The sequence below is a fragment of the Bradyrhizobium sp. USDA 3311 genome (assembly GCF_054062495.1).
Genome location: NZ_JBSSFI010000001.1, coordinates 2,954,304 through 2,976,449, shown reverse-complemented (window position 1 = coordinate 2,976,449; position 22,146 = coordinate 2,954,304). Strand labels below are relative to the sequence as shown.

The following is a 22,146-nucleotide window of genomic DNA, read 5'->3' as shown; positions in this document are numbered from 1 at the left end:
TCAAGCTCCACATTGTTTGGTGTAAGACCGCGGCATCAGCCGATCAGACAGTTGCATGCTGTTCTGCAGGCTCGGCTGCGGGGATGCCAAAATGTTCGCGCAGCGTCTCGCCGCGATATTCGGTCCGGAACAACCCTCGCCGCTGCAAGATCGGAACGACATGGTCGACAAAGGCCGGAGTGCCATCTTCGAGCACGTCCGGAATGATGTTGAAGCCATCAACCGCCCCTGCGCGAAACCACTCTCCGATCGAACTGGCAATCTGCTCGGGAGTGCCCACCAGCAGGCGATGGCCAAAGGCTTGAACACTGCCGATGATTTCGCGAACCGTGCGGCCTTGCCGTGCCAAGGTCTCGATCGTGCGGTGATGACCGACCGAGAACGCAACATGATGTGGATCGGGCAATAGCTCCTCCGGAATGGGCCTGTCCAGGCTGAGCTTTTCGATAGGCACCTCAATGCTTCGCGCCAGAGCAGTCAGGGCCCGCTCCAGATCAAGCAATTCGTCGACATCTTGTTTGCGACGCTGCGCCTCCTGTTCGGTGCCTCCGATGAAGGTGACGAGCCCAGGAAGGATCAGTGGAGCCAAGCGCCGGCCCAAGTGCTGCGAGAGGGAGCGCAGGCGCCCCGCTTCACGCTGTGCCGTCGCGAGATCGCCAGCGGCGGAGAACACAACGTCGGCGCTGCGAGCGGCAAGGCGCAAGCCAGGATCGGACCCTCCGGCCTGCACGATGATTGGGTGACCTTGTCGTGAGCCAGGGTGAGTGAGCGGCCCGCGGAGAGCGAACGGATTTTTCTTTTCATCAAGTAGCCGGAACTGAGCCGGATTGGCATACACTCCGGATTTCTGGTCAGCGATGATCGTTCCCTCGCCCCAGCTCAGCCAGAGGGCGCGGACGGTTTCGACGAAGACTTCCGCGCGGCTGTAGCGCTCCTCGCGGCCGAGCTGGCGGCCACCGAAGTTCGCCACCGTTGCAGGGCTAGAGGTTGTGACGGCATTCCAGCCGGCCCGTCCGCCGCTGATGACATCGAGCGACTGGAAACGCCGCGCCAGATTGTAGGGATCGTTATAGGTCGTCGATGCAGTTGCGATCAGTCCGATATGTTTCGTCTCGCGCGCGATCGTGGCGAGGACGAGCGTCGGCTCCAGCCCATTGAGCGGCGGTTGACGAGTAATGTCAGAGGGTATCGCGGGCGTGTCCGCGAGAAATACAGCATTCAGCAGGCCAGTCTCGGCGACTTTCGCGGCCCGAACATAGTGCTCGATGTCGAAGAAAGCGCTTGGATTGGTTCCTGGCCGCCTCCAGGACGCGGAGTGACCGCCCGCGCCGTGTAGATTAAGGCCAATATGCAGCGTACGGGTCATAGAAGATTGATTCTCTCGGGACCGTGAATTCAAAGGCAGCTAATTGCGGCCGCAACACTGTGCGGCCGAATCGGGCGCGGCGCTGCACAGCAGCTATGATGCGTGGAAACTGACTTGGAACGACGCTCGCGACAGCTGTGAGCGGCGGTGAAACACGAATACAGCGCAACTAGCGTCAGCAGCCCGACCCCTTCTCTGCGTTGCGACTTCATTGCGAACAAGCCACGATGAGTGCCTTCTCTCGAAAATTCCACGGCCGACGCTCTGCCGTAGGTGATGGCAAAGCTAGCTGCGCGGCACACGAACGCAATAGTTGCGTATTTCAAAGTAATCGCGCGACTTGGTATTGCCTTCTATGACGATCCCTTCACGTGCCCCTCTGCGCAGGATTTGCGCAGAGTTCTTTGCAGTCGCGCAGAAATTCGTTAATGGCTGGATCCGATGCTCACCCGCGGTTAAGCGTCACTTGCGTACGGATTGGCCTGCGTTGCATAGCGAACCGGATGTGATTCCCGTCTGGCCTGCGAGCGCTGGTCTCGGAGGGTGCGATGGCACTCTTGCGTCCGGAAATGGACGCGCGCTCCGTAGGATTAGCCCAAGGCGCTGCAGCGTCCTTTGCCCGATGATGCGGTGAAGATCGTCATGCGTGCGAAGCCAAGGAAGACAAGATCGCAGCCTCGTCGGCGAGACATTGGGTCTGTTTCCAACTTCAACAGTGGCAAGCCAGCCCAGGACGACTGTCTCGGCCTTTGTGAAATTGGCCATCATGATCGTCTCTCCATAGTTAGCGAGACGCCCAAGAGCACTGCATATGCCGGCTTGATGGAAAGCAGACAGACAGCCATCCAAACCGAATGTTTCAAGCGTAACGGCCAGGACCTCCCACTTGACGAGATATTGAAGTTGCAGGTGGTAAAGTTGGGTTCGCGTCAGGCGCCCCTGCACGTGCCGAAAGGACAATCCTACAAATCGGGTGCCAACAGCTCACAACGTCTTCGGGCTTGGCAATCCATCCATTGGATTCCTAGGCTGCAACTTTTTCCAAAAAGCCTCCAATTACGCGGCGCAGTTCGGCGGTACGAAGAGCCACATCGGATGACGCAGTCTTGGCATCTACGGCTGCTTGGCTCGTACGATCGGCGACAGCCGCGACGGTGGACAGATTCGACTCCAGATCATGTGTGTCAGGCAGCCGCCATGTTCTATCGAATTGCTGACGCGCATAGTCGTAGCGTCGAATCGATGAACGGCCGCAGCAATGTTGGCAGCCACCTTGTTGACGACCACTACGAGGATCGCGATCTCTGATTTCAAGCAACGGTTCTCGCAGATCGAGCTGGCGGCGGTTGAACGATCACGAACACGCTTGGCAACGCACTTTGCAACGGCGTTCTCGATGTCCTAATCGTCACTGGGAGCCGACCACTACTCGACATTAACGCGTTGCCACTGTGGAGCGAGCGTGTTCTGGCTGTCTTACCGCATGATCATTTCGCGGCGCGGGACACTGTCTACTGGACTGATCTGCGGGACGAGACGGTGTTTCTGAGTCATTACGATCCGGGAAAAGATTTTTTCTAATCTCCAAGCTCGGTATCGCCTGAAAACCGTCCTAAATTCGAGCACCACGACGTCAGCCGCGACATCATCAAGAGCCTAATCAGCATGAATACAGGAATCAGCTTGGTGCTCGAATCCGACATTAACTATGGGGGCCTCGTCTACCGCGAGCTGCGCGACGGCGGCGGTCCGAGCCGCTTCGACTTTTCGGCTTATTGGCGGCCCGACAATGATAACCCAGCGTTGGCCGCCTTCTTGAAGCTGCTCTCCGAGCGCTACCCCTCGCCTCCCCTCGGGCGTTGACGCTCCCGTCGGGCCTTCCTAAAGCTCCTGTCCGCCGCCATGAACCGCGCCAGCATGGGCGCGATCAGTTTTGCCGGATCCTGGGGCGGCCGCCCCGTTTCCTGAGCCAGGATTTCGGCGTAGGCGACAAGGTCCCGGTGGACGCTCGCGGGCAATTCGTGCGTCACCTTGGTCGGCTTATCGTCCTCGATCGCTCCGAGCTTCAGCTTGGCCATTGTCCTCACCCTCTGTACGGTTCGAGCACCAGATCGCGGTTGACGATGACCCTCACCGGAAATCCCGGGCGGATCGTCAATGTCGGCTGGATGTTGAGATTGCGGCGGACCAGCTGCTGGCCAGTTTGATTCGCGGAATCCCCCGCCCCGCGCCGGAGCGCAGCAATGAGGTCGCTATTCGTGCTACCCGTATCCGCTCCGGAATTCACCTCGGTGCCGACGGCGAGCAGGGTTGAAAGCGCGGCGGCGCCCAAGAGCTCTTTCCAGTGATTGTCGACCTCGTCTTCGAGGCCTGAGTACCCCGCTGCGTCCGCCCCGGGCTGGCGCTCCAGCACGATCGAACGCCCATTCGGCATGATGAGCCGGGACCAAACCAGCAGCACGCGCGACTGGCCAAAGGCGACCTGGCTGTCGTACGTGCCGATGAGTCTTGCTCCCTGGGGGATAAGGCGGGCTCGGCCGGTAGGGGAATCGTAGACCGCTTCTGTTACTTGCGCCGTGATTTGCCCCGGCAGATCGGACCGAATACCCGTGATGAGAGCAGCCGGAATAACGGTCCCGGCTTGCACCACGAATGGAGAAGCTGGCCTCGTCAGTCGATCTGGGCTGGTGGTGCGGCGATCGACGGATGCACTTACGAAAGCAAGTTTCCGGTCCTGTCCATTCTGCGCGAACGCTTCATCGGACGATGTCGCGGCATTCGAAGGAGTTTCATTGGGCGCCGTCACAGCGGCCGACGGACGGACGTTGGTGCTGGCAAACACCTTACTGGTGCGTGCCGCTTCGCTCTCCTGGTTGACGCGCTGCTGTTCGGGATCAACCCCGAGCGGGCTCGAAGTCGACGACCCTTGGGCGGCGACGATCGGCCGGCCGAGATCGCCTGGCAAAGGAGGCCCGAGACGAGGCACGTTTTTCGGGATCTCGGTGTAGTCCTTGGGCAGGGTTGCAAGCTGATCGGCGACACTGTGGTGATCGGTCGCGTAGAGCCCTTCCGACGCCGGAGTGCGCGATCGCTTCTCCTGCAGAGCCCAGAACACCGCGCCAGAGATGAGCACGAGCACAAGGGCGCCACCACCCGCAAGCACCTTGCGCGACAGGCGCGCCACCTGCTGACGGTCCGGCCGGAGCCGCAGGGTTTCGGCGATCTCGCCCGGCGGCTTAACGCGAGGTGCATCGTTGGGCGTGTCATTTGCGTGGCTAGTATCGCTCACTGCGGCCTCCCGTCGGTCCGCACGATCCTGACCTTCTGATGGTGCTCCTCGCCCAACCTCAGTTCCGCGGCCGCGAACAGCCGGTCCACGATCAGTAGGTTGCCGTAGGCGCGGTAGTTGACGAGCTCGGTCTTGCCGTCAGGCCCGATCACGAACAGCGGCGGCATCTCGCCCTGCCCGATCCCCGGCGAAAACTCGACATAGACCTTGCGGCCATCGTCGTAGGCGTTGACCGGACGCCAGGGCGGGCTGTCGCCCTCGATGGCGTAGCGATAGCGGCGCGCTGCTAGATCCGGGATGAAGGGCGTCGGCGACAGAGCCCGATGACGCGCGCCTCCATCCTCCGGATAGAACCACGCAACCGAAGCCATATAGGGCTTTTCGCGGGAGCGGAGCTCGACCAGGTAAGTGCGCCGGTTGGTGTTGATGACGAGATTCGTCTCAATCGAGGGGCGTGTCGGCTTGACCATGATGTGGACACGACGCGTGTCACCGTTCCCGCTCTCGGTATCGCCGACAACCCACCGCACCGTATCACCAGCTGCAACCGGCCCCGAGCCGATCAGCTGCTCCCCGGGCTCGAGCGCAATGTCCGTAATTCGACCCGGCGCGGCATAGATCTGATAGAGGGCGCCCGGGCTATAGGAAAACACCTGCACTGCATTGAAGTAGCCGGCTTTGCGCGGCTGCACCCGTGCGGCATCATTTGCCGTTTCGATGCGCTCGATGGGCTCCTTGGCTTCCGCGCTCTTGCCGCCGCGTGCAGCCTTCCAGCTAGGTGGCACATGCAGCGGCCGTGGACGATCATCGGCAGGCGCCGGCAAATCGGGCGGCGGCGGAAGCTCGCTATCATAGCTGATTTGCGGCGGCTTGAACGTGGAGCAGCCGCTAAGAGTGGAGACACAGATTAGAAGAGCCAGAGGCAAGCGCGGCCGCACTTTCCGTGACGCAAGAAGAACATGTGACGGCATGGTCAGCCCAACTCCTTCGACCAGTTGATGGCGTTGACATAGATGCCAAGTGGATTCTTCCGCAGCCGGTCCAGGTCACGTGGCATCTCCGCGACGACTGTGAGGATCGCGCTCCATCGCTCGGTCGCGGCGAGTTGACCGTTGTCGTAACGGCGCTCGATCCAGGCCAGACGAAAACTCTCTGGCGAAGCCCGGATCACGCTCGAGACCTCGATTGCAATTTGCATCTTGCCGAGCCTGGCGAACGGATCGTTGTTCCGAGCATAGTCGTTGAGTGCCGCCGCGCCCCGGTCGGTCGTAAAGTCGTAGGCGCGGAGCCAGTTTTCGCGAAGGATGATCGCGTCCATCGGCAGGCCGCGCACGTGCTCGATGAAGCGCGCCAGATGAAACGCGACTTGCGGGTCTGTCGGCTGATAGCTGGCATTTGCCGGCGCAACCGTCTTTGCTTCACCCAATTGATCGACCTCGACCACCCAAGGCGTAATCGTGCCGTGCGCTGATTGCCAGACCAGAGCGCCGGCAAAACCAGCAGAGAGGAAAAGGCAGCCAAAGGCCATCAAACGCCAGTTCTTGGCCTGAACGCGCGCCGCGCCAATGCGGTCATCCCAGACCTGGGCTGCGCGTTGATAAGGAGTGACTGCTGCCGGTGTGCGGCCATAGTGCACGGCCGATCGTTTGAACATCGTTTGCCCCCCAAGAGATGACCAAGAACGGGATTGAAAAGAGAAAGCATCAGCGATCCCCTTGCGAGAGGTCGACAGATCCGCCGCCTCCGCCGTGATCACCCGAGCGAATCGCGTGCGTTGCAGCTGATGCCCCATGCTGGACCGTCTGTGCCCGCTTCATCCGACGAACCCATGCGGGTGCACTGTCTGACGCGCCAGAAGCTTCCCCTTCCCTCTTACCGGCATTGCTCGCGCCATCGCCAAAACCTGCCGCGACTGAGCGCAAGGGGCTTGCAGCAGCCGAACCGCTCGCCTCGAAACCGGCGTGGCTCGCCGTCCGAAACACGCTCGCCGCACCACTCGCAATGGCGCTTCCGCCGCGCGACGCGCCCGCGATGGCGCCGCTGGCGAGACCGGCAGCGCCGGCTGCAAGGCCGGCGCCAGCCGCAATCACCCCACCAGCCGCAAGTCCAGTGCCGACCGCGCTACCCGCGCCAAGCTGCGGGCCGCCAGAAACGATGCCGTTGGCGATGCCAGGTCCGAAGATGCCGAGACCAAGTAGGGAGAGAGCGCCGAGCACCAGCGCCATCGCGTTCTCGATGGCTGGCTGGTTGCCGCCGAAACCTGCCGTGAATTGCGAGAACAAGGTCGATCCGATGCCGACAATGACCGCGAGGACCAGGACTTTTACGCCTGACGAGATCACGTTTCCCAGCACCCGCTCGGCCGCAAAGGCGGTCTTGCCGAACAGACCGAAGGGGATCAGGACGAAGCCGGCAAGTGTCGTCAGCTTGAACTCGATCAGCGTGACGAAGAGCTGGATGGCCAGGACAAAGAAGGCCAGTAGCACCACGATCCAAGCGAACAGGAGAACCGCGATCTGGACGAAGTTCTCGAAGAAGCTGACATAGCCCATCAGCGAGGAAATCGAATCAAGGATGGGACGGCCGGCATCGAGCCCGACTTGGGCGATTCGGCCCGGCCGCAAGAAATCCGCCGATGAGAGGCTTGTGCCCGAAGCCTTCAGTCCAAGACCTGCAAAACTCTCAAAGACGATGCGGGCAAGGCTATTCCAATTGCCGATCAGGTAGGCAAAGACGCCGACGAACAGCGTCTTTTTGACAAGCCGGGCGATGATCTCCTCATCGCTCCCTAGGGACCAGAACAGGCCGGCGAGCGTGAGGTCGATTGCGGCCAATGTGGTCGCAAGATAGCTGACTTCGCCCCCAACGAAGCCAAATCCGGAGTCGATGTAGCGCGTGAAGGTTTCCAGGAACTGGTCGATGACACCGGTGCCGCCCATGGCTCACTCGCTTTGGCTCGGAATAGATGGATAACCGGCCGGGAGACGGCTTTCGTCCTTACGCGGCACAAGAGATGGCGATGGCCCGACGCCCGCCCGGCTATCCGCACCGCTTGAGAATCCACTTCCCTTCAAGAACTGGCTGCGTTGTTCCGCCCAGATCTTCTGGCATTCGAGGAGAGCGTCTTTCTGCTTGTAGGTGACGGTGCGGCATTGCTCGAGCTTTGCCGCGATCGGGTCGGGCTTCGCAGCGCCCGAGGCGGAAGATGGGGTAGCGCTCTCATCGCCGCGCAGACGAATGGCGCAGACCGCAACGAACAGGACAGCCAGGCTAAGTGCCACCGCCACCGGCAGCCGTTCAAATCTGGACTTCATCATCAGTGGAACATCTGCACGGTTGTTGGTTGATAGCCCTGGCCCTGGATCAGAAAGCGCCGCAGCTGCTCCCTCCCCTGGTCCTGCGCTGCTGCCCGCTGCGCTGCCTGAAGCGTTTGCGCCCGACCTTGCGCGGCCACGGCGGCGGTAAGGTCCGCTAGCTGCTGCGCTTGCAGTGCAAGGAGCTGATTGCCGGCCTGGCTCGCCTGAAGTGCGCCTGACGCGCCCTGGCTCGCGGTGACCAGGGCCGACATCTGGGTCCGATTGGTGTCGAGATTGCCGACAACGCTCGCCTGCACGCGCATGGCGTCCTGCAGCCCGGCAACGGAGTTCTGCCAGCGTGTTTGCGCGTTGGCGACCATGAACCCATTGGACACGCTCGATGATGCGGGTGCGTAAGTTGTGGAAAAGGCGCGATCGATCTGCTGGACGTCGTAGGCGATCCGCTGGGCCTGCGAGAGCAGCTGCTGAGTACGCTGAATCGACTGCTCGAGCTGCTGCAGGGACGAATATGGCAGGCTCGCCAGGTTCTTCGCCTGGTTGATCAGCATCTGCGCTTCGTTCTGCAGAGATGTGATCTGGTTGTTGATCTGCTGCAACTCGCGCGCCGCTGTAAGGACGTTCTGCACGTAGTTGTTGGGGTCGAACACGATCCATTGTGCCTTGCCCTCTCGGGGCACTTGCATGACGGCCATAGCGACCAAGCTCGCTGCCGTCAGCTGACGGAGACGGTTCATGACAAGCTTCCTTCCTTCGCAAGCTGCGGAATGAGATTGCAGGCCCAGCTCATGTCTCGTGCCTTCAACCACCCAGTGACAAACTCGTCCCGCCCGTGCTCCTTAAGGACTTGCTCAATGAGAGCCTGATCGGCCTTGGAAGACGCGGCTGCAAAGGCAAGCGCGATTTCGCCAAGGCCGAGCTCGAACAGCCGGTTGCCTCGGCGCGACTGGCAGTAGTAATCGCGCTTGGGCGTGGCTCGGGCGAGGATTTCGATTTGCCGGTCGTTCAGTCCAAAACGCCGGTAGATCGTCATGATCTGCGGCTCGATGGCCCGGTCATTTGGCAACAAGATCCGGGTCGGGCAGCTCTCGACGATGGCGGATGCAATTGCGGACCCGTCGATATCCGCAAGCGACTGGGTCGCAAACACGACGGAGGCATTCTTCTTGCGAAGCGTCTTCAACCATTCGCGGAGCTTTCCGGCAAAATCGGCATCATCGAGCGCAAGCCAGCCCTCATCGATGATGAGCAGGGTCGGACGGCCGTCAAACCGGTCCTCGATCCGGTGAAACAGGTAGGAAAGGACCGCGGGCGCGACATCGGTTCCGATCAATCCGTCGGTCTCGAAGACCTGGACGGAAGCCTCTCCCAGCCGCTCGCGTTCCGCATCCAAGAGCCGCTCGAAGGGACCACCGAGACAGTAGGGCTGCAGCGCGCGCTTTAGGGCATTGGATTGGAGCAGAACGGAAATGCCAGTCAGCGTGCGCTCCCCGACTGGCGCGGAGGCAAGCGACGTCAATGCTGACCAGACATGATCCTTCGTCTCGGGCGTGACCTCGATCCGTTCGCGGCCCAAGATCGACGCGATCCAATCGGCTGCCCAGCCGCGCTCGCCAACGTCCTCAATGCGCGCAAGCGGCTGAAGAGCAACGAACGCTGCGGATTCTCCGGCAACCGCGCCGCCAAGGTCATGCCAGTCGCCGCCCATGGCGATTGCGGCTGCGCGGATCGACCCGCCGAAATCGAAAGCGAAGATCTGAGCTTGCGGATAACGGCGGAACTGCAGCGCCATCAGTGCGAGCAGCACGGATTTGCCGGCACCGGTTGGCCCAACCACGAGGGTGTGGCCGACATCTCCGACATGAAGCGAGAAGCGGAACGGGGTGGAGCCTTCCGTCTTGCCGAAGAACAGCGGAGGCGCCTTGAAATGATGGTCCCTCACTTCTCCTGCCCAGACAGCAGACAGCGGGATCATATGGGCGAGATTCAAGGTCGAGACCGGCGGCTGGCGGATGTTCGCATAAGCCTGTCCCGGCAAGCTGCCGAGCCAGGCTTCGACCGCATTGACCGTCTCGGCCATGCAGGTGAAGTCGCGGCCCTGGATCACCTTTTCGACGAGGCGCAGCTTTTCATCAGCTGCACGCGGATCCCGGTCCCAGACCGTGACGGTTGCCGTGACAAAGGCCTCGCCGATCTGATCCGAGCCGAGCTCCTGCAGCGCGCTGTCAGCATCCATCGCCTTGTTGTGGGCATCGGTGTCGAGCAGCGTTGCGGCCTCGTTGGTCATCGCCTCCTTGAGGATCGCGGCGATCGACTTTCGCTTGGCAAACCATTGCCGCCGAATCTTCGTCAGAAGCTTCGTCGCATCCGTCTTGTCGAGCATGATGGCCCGGGTCGACCAGCGATACGGAAAGGCCAGCCGGTTGAGATCGTCGAGAATGCCGGGCGTCGTCGCGCTCGGAAATCCCACGATCGTCAGCACGCGCAGATGCGCCTCCCCCAGCATCGGTTCCAGCCCGCCGGTCAGCGGCTGGTCGGCAAGGAGCGCATCGAGATACATCGGGATTTCGGGCACGCGCACGCGGTGCCGCTTGGTCGAGACTGTCGAGTGAAGGTAGGTCAGCGTTTGCTCGTCATCGAGCCAGCCGCATTCCGGCATGAAACCTTCAACGAGCTGCAGCACACGGTTGGTCCGGTCCACAAAGCCGGCAAGCACCTCTCGCGCGTCCGCTCCCGCGCCGCGGTGGCTGCCCTCGTAGAGGAGACGCTCTGCCACCGCTGCGCTCTCGGCGGGCGGCAGATAGAGAAACGTCAGGTAGTAGCTCGATTCATAGTGGCTTCCGGCCTCCTCGAACTGCGCTTTGCGCTCCGCATCCACCAAGGCGGAGGCGATATCCGGGAAGATATCCGGCGGATAGCGTCCCGCCGAATGCCGTTGCGACTCCACGAAGATTGCCCACCCGGAGCCGAGACGCCGCAGCGCGTTGTTCAGCCGGCCTGCGACCGCGACAAGCTCAGCCGGGACAGAACTGTCGAGATCTGGCCCTCTGAACCGCGCTGTCCGCTGAAACGAGCCATCTTTGTTGAGGATGATTCCCTCATCGACCAGGGCGGCCCAGGGTAGGAAGTCGGCTAGGCGCGTGTTTGAGCGGCGATATTCGGCAAGATTCATCATTGACCGACTTCAGGTGCTGAGATGACCGGGGACGCGAACGTGGCGGCGCACGACTTCGACGAATTCTGGATCGCGCTTCGCAGCCCAGACCGCGGCCATGTGGCCGATGAAGGCCAGGAGAAGCCCTGCTAGCCACAACCGCAGGCCGAGGCCGAGCGCGGCGGCCAACGTGCCGTTGAGAATCGCGACTGAGCGTGGCGCGCCGCCCATCAGGATCGGTTCAGTGAGCGCGCGGTGGACGGGCGCGACAAAGCCTGCGACTGGCTCATCCATCAGATCAACACCCCGCCACCGAACGAGAAGAACGACAGAAAGAAGCTAGAGGCGGCGAAGGCGATCGACAGACCAAACACGATCTGGATCAGACGCCGGAAACCGCCTGACGTGTCGCCGAAGGCGAGCGACAGCCCGGTCACGATGATGATGATGACCGCGATAATCTTGGCGACCGGGCCTTCAACCGATTGGAGGATCTGGTTGAGCGGCTGCTCCCAGGGCATGTTCGAGCCGGCGGCCCATGCCGGTTGAGTTGCCAGATAAAGAGCCGCGAATGCGATGACTGAAAAGCTCCGGCCAAGAGATGATGGCGTGGTCATGACTGATCTCCGATCTTCGAAAGGCTGTAATCGCCCGATGGTCCGAGCCCGGTGACAGAGGCGATCTCGCTCATGCGTCGCTCGGCACCACGGCCGGACAGCACGGCGATGACGTTGATGGTCTCGGCGATCAGCGCGCGCGGGACCGTCACGACGGCCTCCTGGACGAGCTGCTCGAGCCGCCGCAGGGCTCCAAGCGCGGTGCCGGCGTGAATCGTGCCGATACCGCCGGGATGGCCCGTCCCCCAGGCTTTCAAGAGGTCTAGCGCCTCGGCACCGCGCACCTCGCCGACCGGGATGCGGTCAGGCCGCAAGCGAAGCGATGAGCGCACCAGATCCGACAGCGAGACGACGCCGTCCTTGGTCCGCAGCGCCACAAGGTTCGGCGCCTGGCATTGAAGCTCCCGCGTATCTTCGATGAGGACGACGCGGTCTGACGTTTTGGCGACCTCGGCCAGAAGCGCATTCGTCAATGTGGTCTTGCCGGTCGAAGTGCCGCCCGCGACCAGGATGTTCTTCCTTGCGGCAACCGCCTCGCGCAGCGCGCTCGCCTGCTCCGCGTTCATGATGCCGGCAGCGACATAGTCGGCGAGGCCAAAGACGGCCACGGCGGGTTTACGGATCGCGAACGCCGGCGCGGCCACGACTGGCGGCAGCAATCCTTCGAAACGTTCGCCCGTTTCCGGCAGCTCGGCCGAGATCCGGGGCGAGCCCGGATGAACTTCGGCGCCGACATAATGCGCCACCAGGCGGACAATGCGCTCGCCGTCGGCCGGAGGTAAGCTCTCGCCAGTGTCAGTGAGCCCGCTCGACAGCCGATCGATCCACAGCCGGCCATCTGGGTTGAGCATCACCTCGACGACGGAAGGATCTTCCAAGAAGCCTGCGATTGCGGGCCCTAACGCCGTGCGGAGCATGCGCGCTCCGCGTAGCTCAGCTTCCGAATGAAATGAATGGATGACCACGACTGCCCCCAAGGAAACCGAGGCAGCTGACGATCAGCGGCCTCTCATGGGGACAACTAGAAAAGGCAGAACCTGCGCCATCGCAACAAGGGGACCACGTCGTTCGTAGCCTGGCGTAGAAAGAGAAAGATTCGGAAAGAATGTCATTGACGAGCCGAAGAACGGGGGCATTGCGACATCAGCCCAACGACAGCCTGGCGTCACCACGCCCCACTTTCATCCGCCTGCAGGATGACAAGCTCCGCTGGTGGACTAACGACCTCGACCGAGCTCGAGCCGCCCGCGCCACGACGTGTGCGGAAGCTCCAACCCTTCCTTTCAGGCCAACGAGCCATGGCCGCAGCCGGGCGATAGCCTCGCGTCACCACGCCTTATCTTCATCCGTCTCCAGGATGACAACCTCAGCCGCCGGGACAATGACCTCATCAGAGCTCCATCGGCCCGTTCCTTGACGTGCGACCAAAGGTCCAACCCTCCCTTTTCAGGCCTCCGAACCACGGGACGGCAAAACAGACGAGCGTCGCCAGCTGCAGCAACACGTTCACTCCGAAAGCGATCTGGTAGGCGATCAAGGGATAATGCCCCGCCTGGAGAGGCCATTGCTCCAGAATCAGTCCCGTTCCGTACTGCACGATGAACGCCCAGCCAAATTGCAGGACGTTCAATGCGCCGTTGGCTCGCGCGACGAGTTCAGTCGGGAAATAGTCCCCTATGATGGCGTAGGTCAGAGCTGTCGCTGATGCGGCGACCGATACGGCGTACCAGGGAAGAAGTGACAGCCGGGGCGGATGCAGGATCAGCACAAGCTCAGCGCCGATCAACATCACCGCGACGACCGCAAAGAGAGCTTCCGTTGTCTTGCCGCGACGGCGCACCCAGTTTGCAAGCAGGCCCAGGAGCAGGGCACTGAGACTCAAAGTAAGCGCCATGGCGAACAGTTCATCGACGAGACTCGTCCGGTCCAGCCGCTCGACATCGTCAAGCCAGGGTGCCGCCCACAAGGATTGCAGTGCCCAGGCCGATCCGATGCAGGTCGCCGACAAAGGCGCAATTCGCCAGAAGCGCGCGTCCGAATAGATGGTTTTCAGGGTGGCAGGCTTCGTGCTCGGCAGAGACCCCGTGGATCGTTCTGGAACCACAAGATAAATCAAAATGCCAGCAAGCGCAGTCACTGCCGCCAGCGCCTCGAATAACCCCCTCCAGCCGATCCCGTCCAGGAGCACCTCGGCCGGCGCTGTTGCTGTGACCGCCCCCAATGATCCCAGCATGATCATGAAGCCATTGAGAAGAGCCATACGTTCTCTCGGAAACCAGAGGACGATGATTTTTAAGCCTGACATCAGGGCGGCTGCGGTTCCAAGCCCGATCATCGCCCGACCAACGAGGAGCGACATGATTCCCGTTGATAGTCCAAAGAGCGCGGCACCCGCTGCAGCAACGCCTAACAGTGTGCTCTGGACCCGCCGCGGGCCGAAGCGGTCCAGACACATGCCGATGGGAATTTGGACCGCCATGACGATCAGGAAATAGATCGACGTGAGCAGCCCAATATCGGCAGCGCCAAGCCCGAGATCAGAGGTGAGGCGTCCAGCAATCAGCGTATTGATCGTCCGGAACAGGTAGGACAGGTAGTACCCGGCCGCGAAGGGAAGAAACACGCAGGCGATGAGCCGCGAAACTGGAAGGCGCTCGAGGCGTTTTTCGGAGAATATTTTGCTCAGCCCTTGTTTCGGCGCGCTTCTCCCGGCCCGGTCGGCCAGCTCAACAGAAGGAGTTGGGCAGGCTCCGAAAGTTCAGACTGCTGCCGCCCTCCTCGGCGGCAGCGCTCGGCTCGGTTTCTCCACGCGCGGCGGCTGCGGACGAAGCTTCCCGATTTAATTGCTCTGGAGCCGTAATGCCTGATGGGCGGCCGTGAGCTTCAGACGCAGGTCGACTGGCCCTTCCCAGCCGATCGATGGTCTCCCGTATCAATGGCTGTCCGAGCCGAACCCGGCGCTCGACCTGCTCGACCAATACCTTGAAGCGCCGCTCGCCGAGCAGGCACGCCTCCCGCTGCTCCGATGGCGGCATGGGAGGTGTCACGGTGAGGTGATAGCGCGCATGCAGACCCACCGTCTCGGCAATGATCGCGATCTCGCGCTCAAGCCTCGCCATCTGGCCACTCATGCGCTCCAGAGCCTCATGAACGCCCCCCTCGATCGGCAGCGCAGGACTGAAAAAGCGCTCAAGTGCCGTCTCGACGACCACGCTCTTGCCGAGTCCCGGGCGATCGGTCGCAGCTTCAAGCCGCTCGACCATGCTCTCGGAGAGCTGCACAGTGACCTTCTTGGTTCGCGGAGCTTCGTTCGAGACCGGCTGGGCATCGCTACCAGCTTGATTCAACTTCGAGCTGGGCTGGCTTTCGAGGCCTTCATCGACTTGCATATTTCCGTGTTCCCCACTTTGCGACCGCTCAAAGCCACACGACGAGGCGTGTCCAGCCCGCGACGCAGATCCGATCGATAACGATGAATCGCCCCAGCGATGACGGGCTCACAAAGAAGCAGGCCAAACACGACATCAACCGCACGAACATGCCCGTCGCGCTCTGGCGTAGGCAAAGAAAGGAAGGGTGGCCTGATCAGAGCCGGACCTGTTCGGCTCGCGGGGCCAACATCCCAAATGACGGCTATGGAAGCGTTGGACTTGAACGAGGCGTTAGTCCCTTCGTCGCTTCACGGCTGGCTGTCGGTGCAAGAGCCGGCCTATCTCGGAATCGGTCTTCAGAAACGAGAGCCGTTAAATCGCCCATCTGCTGCGGAAACCTTCCTCACTCAGGTTTCTCCGAGGCGTCAAAGTCCATGCTCACTTCTTTAAGAACGGTCGATCCGCTGGAAAGCCGCCGTCCGAGCGCTTCAACAAAGCGATTGTAGCGCTCCGCCCCTTTGGCGCGCGCGGCTGGTCCCGATTGTTCAGGGAGCGCCGGGGTCGAGGTCAGCCAGAAGCGGATGAACAGCGCAATCGTCTCAAGCGTTACACCGTCGTTGCGTTCAAGGCGTTCGAGTACGCGCGCGATCCGGTCGAGCCGCTTGGCGATCGCCGCCTCGCGCCGATCGGAATCGTCCGGGCAGAGGAACGAGGCGATCGCGGCCTCGGCGACCAACGACTTGGACTGGCCACGATGATTTGCGAAACTATCGAGGCTCTTGGAGATCTCCGGATCGAGGTAGATGCTGAGCTGGGTCTTCTTCATTTTGACAGGCTCAGAGGTCCATGCCATCGTCAGGGTCGAGGCTGACGTTTCGCGCGACGCCCTGAATAGATCGGCTGAAGGCTTGCGCCTGGACGGCATCGGCGTCACCCTCATCCAGGCCTGCATCGAACTCATGTTCGGCAAGCGGCACCTTGACCTCGATCTCCTCATGCTGCGGCAATTCCGGCTCCCGGCGAAGGCCTCCGTTCGGGTCGTCGCTCTTGCGCTTGCGGCTCGTGAGCAGCACGCTCGAAGGAGCAATTGACGCTTGCGATGACCAATCATCGGGCTGCGCAGCCAAGGTGGCACGTTCGGGGCCCGGCGGCTTCAGCACCCGCCGCTGGAACTGCGGATCCTCGTAGTAGCGGACCTTGGTGGCACGCAGCGGGTGCACTCCGGAAACCATCACGATCGCCTCTTTGGGCGAGAGTTGCATGACTTCGCCGGGCGTTAGCAAGGGCCGCGAGGTTTCCTGGCGGCTTACCATCAGGTGTCCAAGCCATGGGCTTAACCGGTGCCCGGCATAGTTCTTCATGGCTCGCAGCTCGGTGGCGGTCCCAAGCGCGTCGGAGACGCGCTTGGCAGTCCGGTCGTCATTGGTCGAGAAAGCGATCCGGACATGGCAATTGTCAAGAATCGCGTGGTTCGGTCCATAGGCGCGTTCGAGCTGGTTAAGGCTCTGGGTGATGAGAAAGCTGCGGATGCCGTAGCCAGCCATAAACGCGAGCTGGCTCTCGAAGAAGTCGAGCCGGCCAAGGGCTGCGAACTCATCGAGCATCAGGAGGAGCTTCTGCCGGCGCCGGTCAGGATCCAGGCTCTCGGTCAACCGCCGCCCGATCTGGTTGAGGATGAGCCGCATCAAGGGTTTTGTCCGGACGATGTCGGATGGCGGAACGACGAGGTAGAGTGAGACGGGTCGAGGACCGTCGACGAGATCGCGGATGCGCCAGGCGCTCCGTGCGGTGATCTTGGCAACCACCGGATCGCGATAGAGCCCCAGGAAGCTCATTGCGGTTGAGAGAACGCCCGAGCGCTCGTTCTCGCTCTTGTTGAGAAGTTCTCGCGCAGCCGAGGCCACGACGGGATGGACGCTGGTTCCAAGATGGGCCGTTGCGAGCATTGCGTTCAGCGTCACCTCAATCGGACGGGCTGGATCCGACAGAAAGTTTGCGACGCCCGCGAGCGTCTTGTCGGCTTCCGCGTAGAGGACATGCAGGATCGCGCCGACGAGCAGCGAATGGCTGGTCTTTTCCCAATGATTGCGCCGCTCCAGCGCACCTTCAGGGTCGACGAGGATATCAGCGATGTTCTGGGCGTCTCGCACCTCGCAATCTCCACGACGGATCTCCAGAAGCGGATTGTAAGCGGCGCTGGCCGGATTGGTTGGATCGAACAACAGCACGGGTCCAAAATGCGCGCGCCAGCCGGAGGTCAGCTGGAAATTCTCCCCCTTGATGTCATGAACAATGGTCGATGCGGGCCAGGTCAGAAGGGTTGGGATGACAAGGCCGACGCCCTTGCCCGATCGCGTCGGGGCAAAGCAGAGCACATGCTCGGGCCCGTCATGCCGCAGATAATGGCCCTGAAACCGGCCAAGCACGACGCCATCAGCCCCCAATAGGCCTGCGCGCCTCACCTCCCGCGCGTCGGCCCAGCGCGCGGAGCCGTAGGTGGTGACGTCTCTCGCCTCTTGTGCCCGAAAGACCGAAAGCATCATTGCTAACGCAATTGCCGCGATGCCGCCGCCCGCGGCAATGGCGCCGCCCTGAAGGAAGATGCGGGGTGCGTAAGCATCGAATTGGAACCACCAGACGAAGAAGGCTGCCGGCTGGTAAATCGGCCAATGCCCGAGCCTGAACCACGCGGGTCCAAGCTGCGGCTGAAACGCAAGTTGCCAGGCGGTCCATTCGGTCGCCGCCCACAGGAAGGCGAGCACGACCAGACAAACCAGGATTACCTGATGCCAAATGATCTTCGTCGCGGACATGGATTTAGATGTGGACACCACCTCCGTGCTGCACACAACAAGAGCCACGCGCACGTCGCAATCGCGCGCGTCGCAGCGCAGGATCTGCGGCGCAGAGCGAAAGCTGCGTTTGCGCTCAAAACGCCAATCGACGCTGTGGAGACCGGCGATGCGCCTACGCACCGTGCAGAACCGTGCAATGATGCATGGCGCTCCGCAAAGACAATGATCTCCACAGACGAACAGCAGTCACTGTCTCAGCCGAGCGCTTGCGTCGAGATTCCGGTAAGACAGGCAACACCGGAGATTTGCTCAGACCCCGTTGCTGATGCACCGTCGATCGGACCAACTTGAGTTCACGGCGCTCCTTTCCGCAAGGTCGCGTTGTCTCGATCGCCTCAGGAGCGGTTTAAGCGGTCACGGCGAGGTTCGGCGACGTTTTTGCGCGCGACATACCATGGATGCGCAGCAATCCCGCGACAGGCATCGAATAATCTGCGGAGTGACACGGGGTCACCTCACAATCAAGGTCGCACCAAGCTCAAATGACAAAGTTGCGCCTGCACAGATTGGCTTCTCGGCTCGGCCGCGCTGCAATAGTGGTGCTTGCCGGCGTCGCCGCGACAAACGCGGCGGGCTGCCCGCGGCCGAATGCACTGGGCACGTCACGCGTTCTCGCTGTCGATGCGACGACCTATCCGCGCGTGGGATTAAACAACTTTCCAGAGACCCTTCCTCTGGCGGACCATGAGATCGTCCTCACCTTCGATGACGGGCCGCGTCCGCCGAACACGGAAAAGGTGCTGGAGGCGCTCGCACACGAATGCGCACGGGCCACGTTCTTCCTGGTCGGCAGGTCCGCCGCGGAATATCCTGCACTCGTTCGGCGCATCGCCGCCCAGGGCCATACGATTGCGCACCATAGCTGGTCGCACCCGATGATGTCGAAGATTCCGTTCGAGCAGGCGAAAGAGGCCATCGATCGCGGTATCGCGGCCGTTGAAATGGCGCTCAACGGCGTTTCGACTAAAACCCCGTCGACACCCTTCTTCCGCTTCCCATATTTCGACGCGACGCCTGCGACGCTCGATCTCTTACAGTCGCGCGGGATCGTCGTGTTCGGAGCTGACCTTTGGGCGAGCGACTGGGAGAACGTCACCCCGGAGCAGGAGCTCAAGAATGTAATCGAGCGGCTCGAGGCCGCTCGTAAGGGCATCATTCTGCTGCATGACGCGCAGCCCCGAACGGCGGCCATGATGCCCGCGTTCCTACGCTACCTGCATGAGAACGGGTATCGGGTCGTGCATCTGGTACCCGCTATTTCGGCCCAGAAGAACGCCGAAGTGCCACATTGATGCCTAGCGTCACGTCGCTCCCTGCCATTATAACGCTCGCAGAAAGACGCGCATTGGCGAGAGCACGACAAGGGCGCTATAGATCGTTTCTGGGCGGTATCGCGACCCGATCAGGATCGAAGATAACGAACCTGTTGATGTGGCGTCGCAATTCAGGCCGCTTTCGACGCTCTTGCGCCAAAACGAAGCAAAAGCTGCCCCACCTCGGCGGCCGGCCTGGCGGCGCTGAACAAGAATCCTTGCACCTCGTTGCAGCCCTCGGCGCGAAGCCAATCGAGCTGCTCGGTGGTCTCCACCCCTTCCGCGGTCGTGGTGATGTTGAGGCTGCGCCCGAGGCTCGAGATCGCGCGCACGATGGCGCCGCAGTCGGAACGTATCGCCAGATCCTTTACAAAGGAGCGATCGATCTTGATCTTGTCGAAAGGAAAGCTGCGCAAGTAGCTCAGGCTGGAATAACCGGTTCCAAAATCGTCCAGTGAGATGGAAACTCCAAGCTCGCGCAGCTCGTGAAGAATCGCGAGATTGGCCTCGGTCTCGGCCAGGAATACGGACTCGGTGATTTCGAGCTCGAGCCGCTTAGGCGCCAAGCCCGAATTGGCCAGTGCTGAAATCACCACCTGGACGAGGTGACGGCTACGGAATTGTGCCGGCGACAGGTTGACCGCGACCTTGATCTCGGACGGCCACTTCACCGCCTCGTTGCAGGCATCGCGCAGCACCCACTCGCCGAGGGGCGCGATCAGGCCGATTTCCTCTGCCAACGGAATGAACTCCGCGGGTGAGATCATGCCCTTCTCCGGATGGCGCCAGCGCAGCAGCGCCTCAAACCCTGAGATCTTGTCGCTCGCGATGTCGACCAGGGGCTGATAGTGCAACTCGAACTCGCTATCGGCAAAGGCGCGGCGCAGGTCGAGCTCCAGCTCGCGGCGTCGCTGCGCCTGGTAATCCATCTCGCGCTCGAAGAAGCGATGTGTGCCGCGGCCATCCTCTTTGGCGCGATAGAGCGCCATATCGGCGTTGCGCATCAGCTCCTCGCTGCTCGTACCGTCGCCTGGTGAGAGCGCAATTCCGACCGAGGCGCCGATCACCACCTGATTGCCGTCGATCTCATAAGGCGCACTCAAACTCCTGATCAGTTCGGCCGCGAAATCGCTTGCCCGGTTCGGCGAGATGTCGTCGGTCAGGATGACGGCAAATTCGTCTCCGCCGAGCCGTGCCGCCAGATTGTTGCCGGCGACACGCGAGCGCAACCGGTCGGCCACCTGCTCGAGCAGGTGATCTCCCATGGCATGGCCGAATGAATCGTTGACGTTCTTGAAGAGGTCAAGGTCGATGCACAGCACTGCGACGTGTTTGCCGGCTGCATTGCCGTTTTCGAGTGCGTCGCCTAGCCGCTCCCGGTGGAGCGCTCGGTTGGCAAGGTTCGTCAATCCATCGTGGAGTGCCATATGGGCGATGCGGGCCTCGGCCTTCCGTCGTTCGGTGATGTCGACCACCACGACCAAATAGCCCTCGCGGCCCTCGATTATGAGGCGTCGCCCGAAGGCAAGCACACAAATCTCGCTGCCATCGGCCTTGACATGACGCCAGGGATGTTCGGACTGATAGATATCGCCGGCGTCCCGTAGCGCCCGCGTATAGCCGACCTGCTCGTCTTTTGGCCAGATCTCCTGAACTTTCATTCGCAGGAAAGTCTCGCGGGCATAGCCATAGTGCTGCACCGCCGCGTCGTTAACCCTCACAAAGTCCATCGTCTCGGCGTCGAAGGCCCACATCGGCATTGGATTGCTGTCGAACAGCAGCCTGAACGAGGCGTCTCGGCGCTTCAAGGACGTAACGTCGGAAATAACCAGGGACACGATATTGCCGAAGGCGCTAACCCCCAAGCGCAGGCTCCGATCATCGTCTTCGATCTCGAACTGGTCACTCTGGTCGTTCGTGACCGCAGCCCGCAACCGCCCTACAACCTCTTGCGAACAGAGCAGATGGTCTGAATTGCTCAGACGCTGCCACAGCAGGCTGTGTTCTGCCACGTCGAGGAGCTTCACCGCCGCTTGATTATGGTGCACGACCTGAAAATCAAGCGGCCTGCCCGTCGGATCGCGAAGGGCTGAGAGCGAGACTACGCCGTCATCAGTCGTGCAAAAGATCGCATCGATTAGATTGAATTCCGTGCCGCTCTCGTTGACATAGGCGCCGACCAGTGTGCCGCCCCAACGCGAGAAGGTCGGCAGGGCCAGCACATCGTACGTCCGCACCATGCCTGCGCGCACGCAATGTGCGGCCGCGAGATAGGGACGGTTGTGTGCAATCGCGTTCGAGACTGCCTCACTGAGGACTGTCGCACAATCCGGGCGTAGCGCGTCCATCGGAATGTTCCAGCGCGCATCGCCCAGCCAATTCTGCGCATAGCGACCAGTGCGCGAAACAGCAAACGCGCCATTGTCACACTTGAGCAGCACCAGATGATCGGCGAGCCGCCCGAGGCTCCCGAGCAACACATTTTCATAGCGGGGAAGCGTTTCGCCGGGCTTGAGCGCAGCCTGCCACTTGCGCCGCAGGACCGGCACGTCATCGAACAGCTTCGCATCCAATTTCGTGGATTGACCCTTGGCAGCATTCATCACACGCCCCCGAGACCTAAACTTCCTGCCCGCGCGGCATCAAATCCAGCTCGGCTTAATTCGCTGTTAAAGCGATGACGCAGTCAGCTCTGGTGCGGCTCACCAATAGCCGCTCCGAGGACCCCGTGATCGTCTTCGACGCATCTCGACGCAGGAAATCGTCGGCACGGCGGATAATTCGACGGAAATACGCCGGTAGGGAGCAGTATGACGATGAGAAACTTCAGGCGAGCGGTTTGAATGTCGCATAGCGACCCGCGGAGC

Annotated in this window: 20 protein-coding genes; 2 read left to right on the top strand and 18 right to left on the bottom strand. The window is 61.6% G+C overall.

Annotation, left to right across the window (positions count from 1 at the left end; genetic code table 11):
* Positions 1-43: 43 nt before the first annotated feature.
* Both ACVWW6_RS14085 and ACVWW6_RS14080 read right to left on the bottom strand, forming a co-directional pair.
* Positions 44-1,366, bottom strand: a complete 1,323-nt coding sequence (locus ACVWW6_RS14085; RefSeq protein WP_161536665.1) for an NtaA/DmoA family FMN-dependent monooxygenase — start codon at positions 1,364-1,366, stop codon at positions 44-46.
* Between the two features lie 1,024 nt (positions 1,367-2,390).
* On the bottom strand, positions 2,391-2,684 hold the full coding sequence (locus ACVWW6_RS14080; protein WP_202633236.1) for a hypothetical protein: 294 nt from the start codon (positions 2,682-2,684) through the stop codon (positions 2,391-2,393).
* 35 nt (positions 2,685-2,719) lie between these two features.
* Between ACVWW6_RS14080 and ACVWW6_RS14075 the strand changes: the two genes are divergently transcribed.
* Positions 2,720-2,947, top strand: a complete 228-nt coding sequence (locus ACVWW6_RS14075) for a LysR substrate-binding domain-containing protein (RefSeq protein WP_456683157.1) — start codon at positions 2,720-2,722, stop codon at positions 2,945-2,947.
* A 254-nt stretch (positions 2,948-3,201) separates the two neighbouring features.
* Here ACVWW6_RS14075 and ACVWW6_RS14070 read toward each other — a convergent pair whose 3' ends face one another.
* The 15 genes from ACVWW6_RS14070 to ACVWW6_RS14000 all read right to left on the bottom strand — a co-directional run bounded on the left by ACVWW6_RS14070 (position 3,202) and on the right by ACVWW6_RS14000 (position 17,924).
* Positions 3,202-3,444, bottom strand: coding sequence for a DUF2274 domain-containing protein (locus tag ACVWW6_RS14070; RefSeq protein WP_097669065.1), 243 nt, complete (start codon positions 3,442-3,444; stop codon positions 3,202-3,204).
* Between the two features lie 5 nt (positions 3,445-3,449).
* Positions 3,450-4,655 carry a TrbI/VirB10 family protein gene (locus tag ACVWW6_RS14065; protein WP_097669064.1) on the bottom strand — a complete coding sequence of 402 codons (1,206 nt, stop codon included), beginning with the start codon at positions 4,653-4,655 and terminating at the stop codon, positions 3,450-3,452.
* Positions 4,652-5,626 (bottom strand): P-type conjugative transfer protein TrbG, encoded by a 975-nt coding sequence (trbG, locus tag ACVWW6_RS14060; RefSeq protein WP_161536666.1) that lies wholly within the window; start codon positions 5,624-5,626, stop codon positions 4,652-4,654. Before trbG ends, ACVWW6_RS14065 begins: the two co-directional genes overlap by 4 nt.
* A 2-nt stretch (positions 5,627-5,628) precedes the next feature.
* Positions 5,629-6,309 (bottom strand): conjugal transfer protein TrbF, encoded by a 681-nt coding sequence (gene trbF, locus ACVWW6_RS14055; protein ID WP_097669062.1) that lies wholly within the window; start codon positions 6,307-6,309, stop codon positions 5,629-5,631.
* 49 nt (positions 6,310-6,358) lie between these two features.
* The gene (trbL, locus tag ACVWW6_RS14050) at positions 6,359-7,594 is read right to left on the bottom strand and encodes a P-type conjugative transfer protein TrbL (protein ID WP_097669061.1); all 1,236 of its coding nucleotides are present in this window, start codon (positions 7,592-7,594) and stop codon (positions 6,359-6,361) included.
* Between the two features lie 3 nt (positions 7,595-7,597).
* Complete coding sequence (trbK-alt, locus tag ACVWW6_RS14045; RefSeq protein WP_271612744.1) at positions 7,598-7,972, bottom strand: putative entry exclusion protein TrbK-alt; 375 nt, start codon at positions 7,970-7,972, stop codon at positions 7,598-7,600.
* Positions 7,972-8,706: a P-type conjugative transfer protein TrbJ gene (gene trbJ / locus ACVWW6_RS14040; RefSeq protein ID WP_097669059.1), complete on the bottom strand. Its 735-nt coding sequence runs from the start codon at positions 8,704-8,706 to the stop codon at positions 7,972-7,974. Before trbJ ends, trbK-alt begins: the two co-directional genes overlap by 1 nt.
* Positions 8,703-11,144, bottom strand: coding sequence for a conjugal transfer protein TrbE (trbE, locus tag ACVWW6_RS14035; RefSeq protein ID WP_456680896.1), 2,442 nt, complete (start codon positions 11,142-11,144; stop codon positions 8,703-8,705). Before trbE ends, trbJ begins: the two co-directional genes overlap by 4 nt.
* Before the next feature lie 9 nt (positions 11,145-11,153).
* Positions 11,154-11,417: a VirB3 family type IV secretion system protein gene (locus ACVWW6_RS14030; protein ID WP_097669057.1), complete on the bottom strand. Its 264-nt coding sequence runs from the start codon at positions 11,415-11,417 to the stop codon at positions 11,154-11,156.
* Positions 11,417-11,740 (bottom strand): TrbC/VirB2 family protein, encoded by a 324-nt coding sequence (locus tag ACVWW6_RS14025; protein WP_097669056.1) that lies wholly within the window; start codon positions 11,738-11,740, stop codon positions 11,417-11,419. The genes ACVWW6_RS14030 and ACVWW6_RS14025 overlap by 1 nt, the downstream gene beginning before the upstream one ends.
* A complete protein-coding gene (gene trbB / locus ACVWW6_RS14020) occupies positions 11,737-12,657 on the bottom strand; it encodes a P-type conjugative transfer ATPase TrbB (RefSeq protein ID WP_271567606.1) in 921 nt (306 codons plus the stop codon). Before trbB ends, ACVWW6_RS14025 begins: the two co-directional genes overlap by 4 nt.
* 473 nt (positions 12,658-13,130) lie before the next feature.
* Complete coding sequence (locus ACVWW6_RS14015; RefSeq protein WP_271612742.1) at positions 13,131-14,363, bottom strand: MFS transporter; 1,233 nt, start codon at positions 14,361-14,363, stop codon at positions 13,131-13,133.
* A 103-nt stretch (positions 14,364-14,466) separates the two neighbouring features.
* Positions 14,467-15,129 (bottom strand): ribbon-helix-helix domain-containing protein, encoded by a 663-nt coding sequence (locus ACVWW6_RS14010; protein ID WP_097669053.1) that lies wholly within the window; start codon positions 15,127-15,129, stop codon positions 14,467-14,469.
* Positions 15,130-15,514: 385 nt separating this feature from the next.
* The gene (locus tag ACVWW6_RS14005) at positions 15,515-15,937 is read right to left on the bottom strand and encodes a CopG family transcriptional regulator (protein ID WP_097669052.1); all 423 of its coding nucleotides are present in this window, start codon (positions 15,935-15,937) and stop codon (positions 15,515-15,517) included.
* 10 nt (positions 15,938-15,947) lie between these two features.
* Positions 15,948-17,924, bottom strand: coding sequence for a conjugal transfer protein TraG (locus tag ACVWW6_RS14000; protein WP_271612740.1), 1,977 nt, complete (start codon positions 17,922-17,924; stop codon positions 15,948-15,950).
* Positions 17,925-18,448: 524 nt separating this feature from the next.
* Here ACVWW6_RS14000 and ACVWW6_RS13995 point away from each other — a divergent pair.
* Positions 18,449-19,258, top strand: a complete 810-nt coding sequence (locus tag ACVWW6_RS13995; protein ID WP_456680895.1) for a polysaccharide deacetylase family protein — start codon at positions 18,449-18,451, stop codon at positions 19,256-19,258.
* A gap of 152 nt (positions 19,259-19,410) precedes the next feature.
* Here the strand turns inward: ACVWW6_RS13995 and ACVWW6_RS13990 are convergent, their stop codons facing one another.
* Entirely contained in the window at positions 19,411-21,882 is a 2,472-nt protein-coding gene (locus ACVWW6_RS13990) for a putative bifunctional diguanylate cyclase/phosphodiesterase (protein WP_456680894.1), read from the bottom strand.
* Positions 21,883-22,146: the final 264 nt, after the last annotated feature.

Coding starts and splice junctions, on each gene's coding strand:
- ACVWW6_RS14085 (WP_161536665.1), bottom strand. CDS start 1,366: ATGACCCGTACGCTGCATATTGGCCTTAATCTACACGGCGCGGGCGGT.
- ACVWW6_RS14070 (WP_097669065.1), bottom strand. CDS start 3,444: ATGGCCAAGCTGAAGCTCGGAGCGATCGAGGACGATAAGCCGACCAAG.
- trbG (WP_161536666.1), bottom strand. CDS start 5,626: ATGCCGTCACATGTTCTTCTTGCGTCACGGAAAGTGCGGCCGCGCTTG.
- trbF (WP_097669062.1), bottom strand. CDS start 6,309: ATGTTCAAACGATCGGCCGTGCACTATGGCCGCACACCGGCAGCAGTC.
- trbL (WP_097669061.1), bottom strand. CDS start 7,594: ATGGGCGGCACCGGTGTCATCGACCAGTTCCTGGAAACCTTCACGCGC.
- trbK-alt (WP_271612744.1), bottom strand. CDS start 7,972: ATGATGAAGTCCAGATTTGAACGGCTGCCGGTGGCGGTGGCACTTAGC.
- trbJ (WP_097669059.1), bottom strand. CDS start 8,706: ATGAACCGTCTCCGTCAGCTGACGGCAGCGAGCTTGGTCGCTATGGCC.
- trbE (WP_456680896.1), bottom strand. CDS start 11,144: ATGATGAATCTTGCCGAATATCGCCGCTCAAACACGCGCCTAGCCGAC.
- ACVWW6_RS14030 (WP_097669057.1), bottom strand. CDS start 11,417: ATGGATGAGCCAGTCGCAGGCTTTGTCGCGCCCGTCCACCGCGCGCTC.
- ACVWW6_RS14025 (WP_097669056.1), bottom strand. CDS start 11,740: ATGACCACGCCATCATCTCTTGGCCGGAGCTTTTCAGTCATCGCATTC.
- trbB (WP_271567606.1), bottom strand. CDS start 12,657: ATGCTCCGCACGGCGTTAGGGCCCGCAATCGCAGGCTTCTTGGAAGAT.
- ACVWW6_RS14010 (WP_097669053.1), bottom strand. CDS start 15,129: ATGCAAGTCGATGAAGGCCTCGAAAGCCAGCCCAGCTCGAAGTTGAAT.
- ACVWW6_RS14005 (WP_097669052.1), bottom strand. CDS start 15,937: ATGAAGAAGACCCAGCTCAGCATCTACCTCGATCCGGAGATCTCCAAG.
- ACVWW6_RS14000 (WP_271612740.1), bottom strand. CDS start 17,924: ATGTCCGCGACGAAGATCATTTGGCATCAGGTAATCCTGGTTTGTCTG.
- ACVWW6_RS13995 (WP_456680895.1), top strand. CDS start 18,449: ATGACAAAGTTGCGCCTGCACAGATTGGCTTCTCGGCTCGGCCGCGCT.
- ACVWW6_RS13990 (WP_456680894.1), bottom strand. CDS start 21,882: ATGAATGCTGCCAAGGGTCAATCCACGAAATTGGATGCGAAGCTGTTC.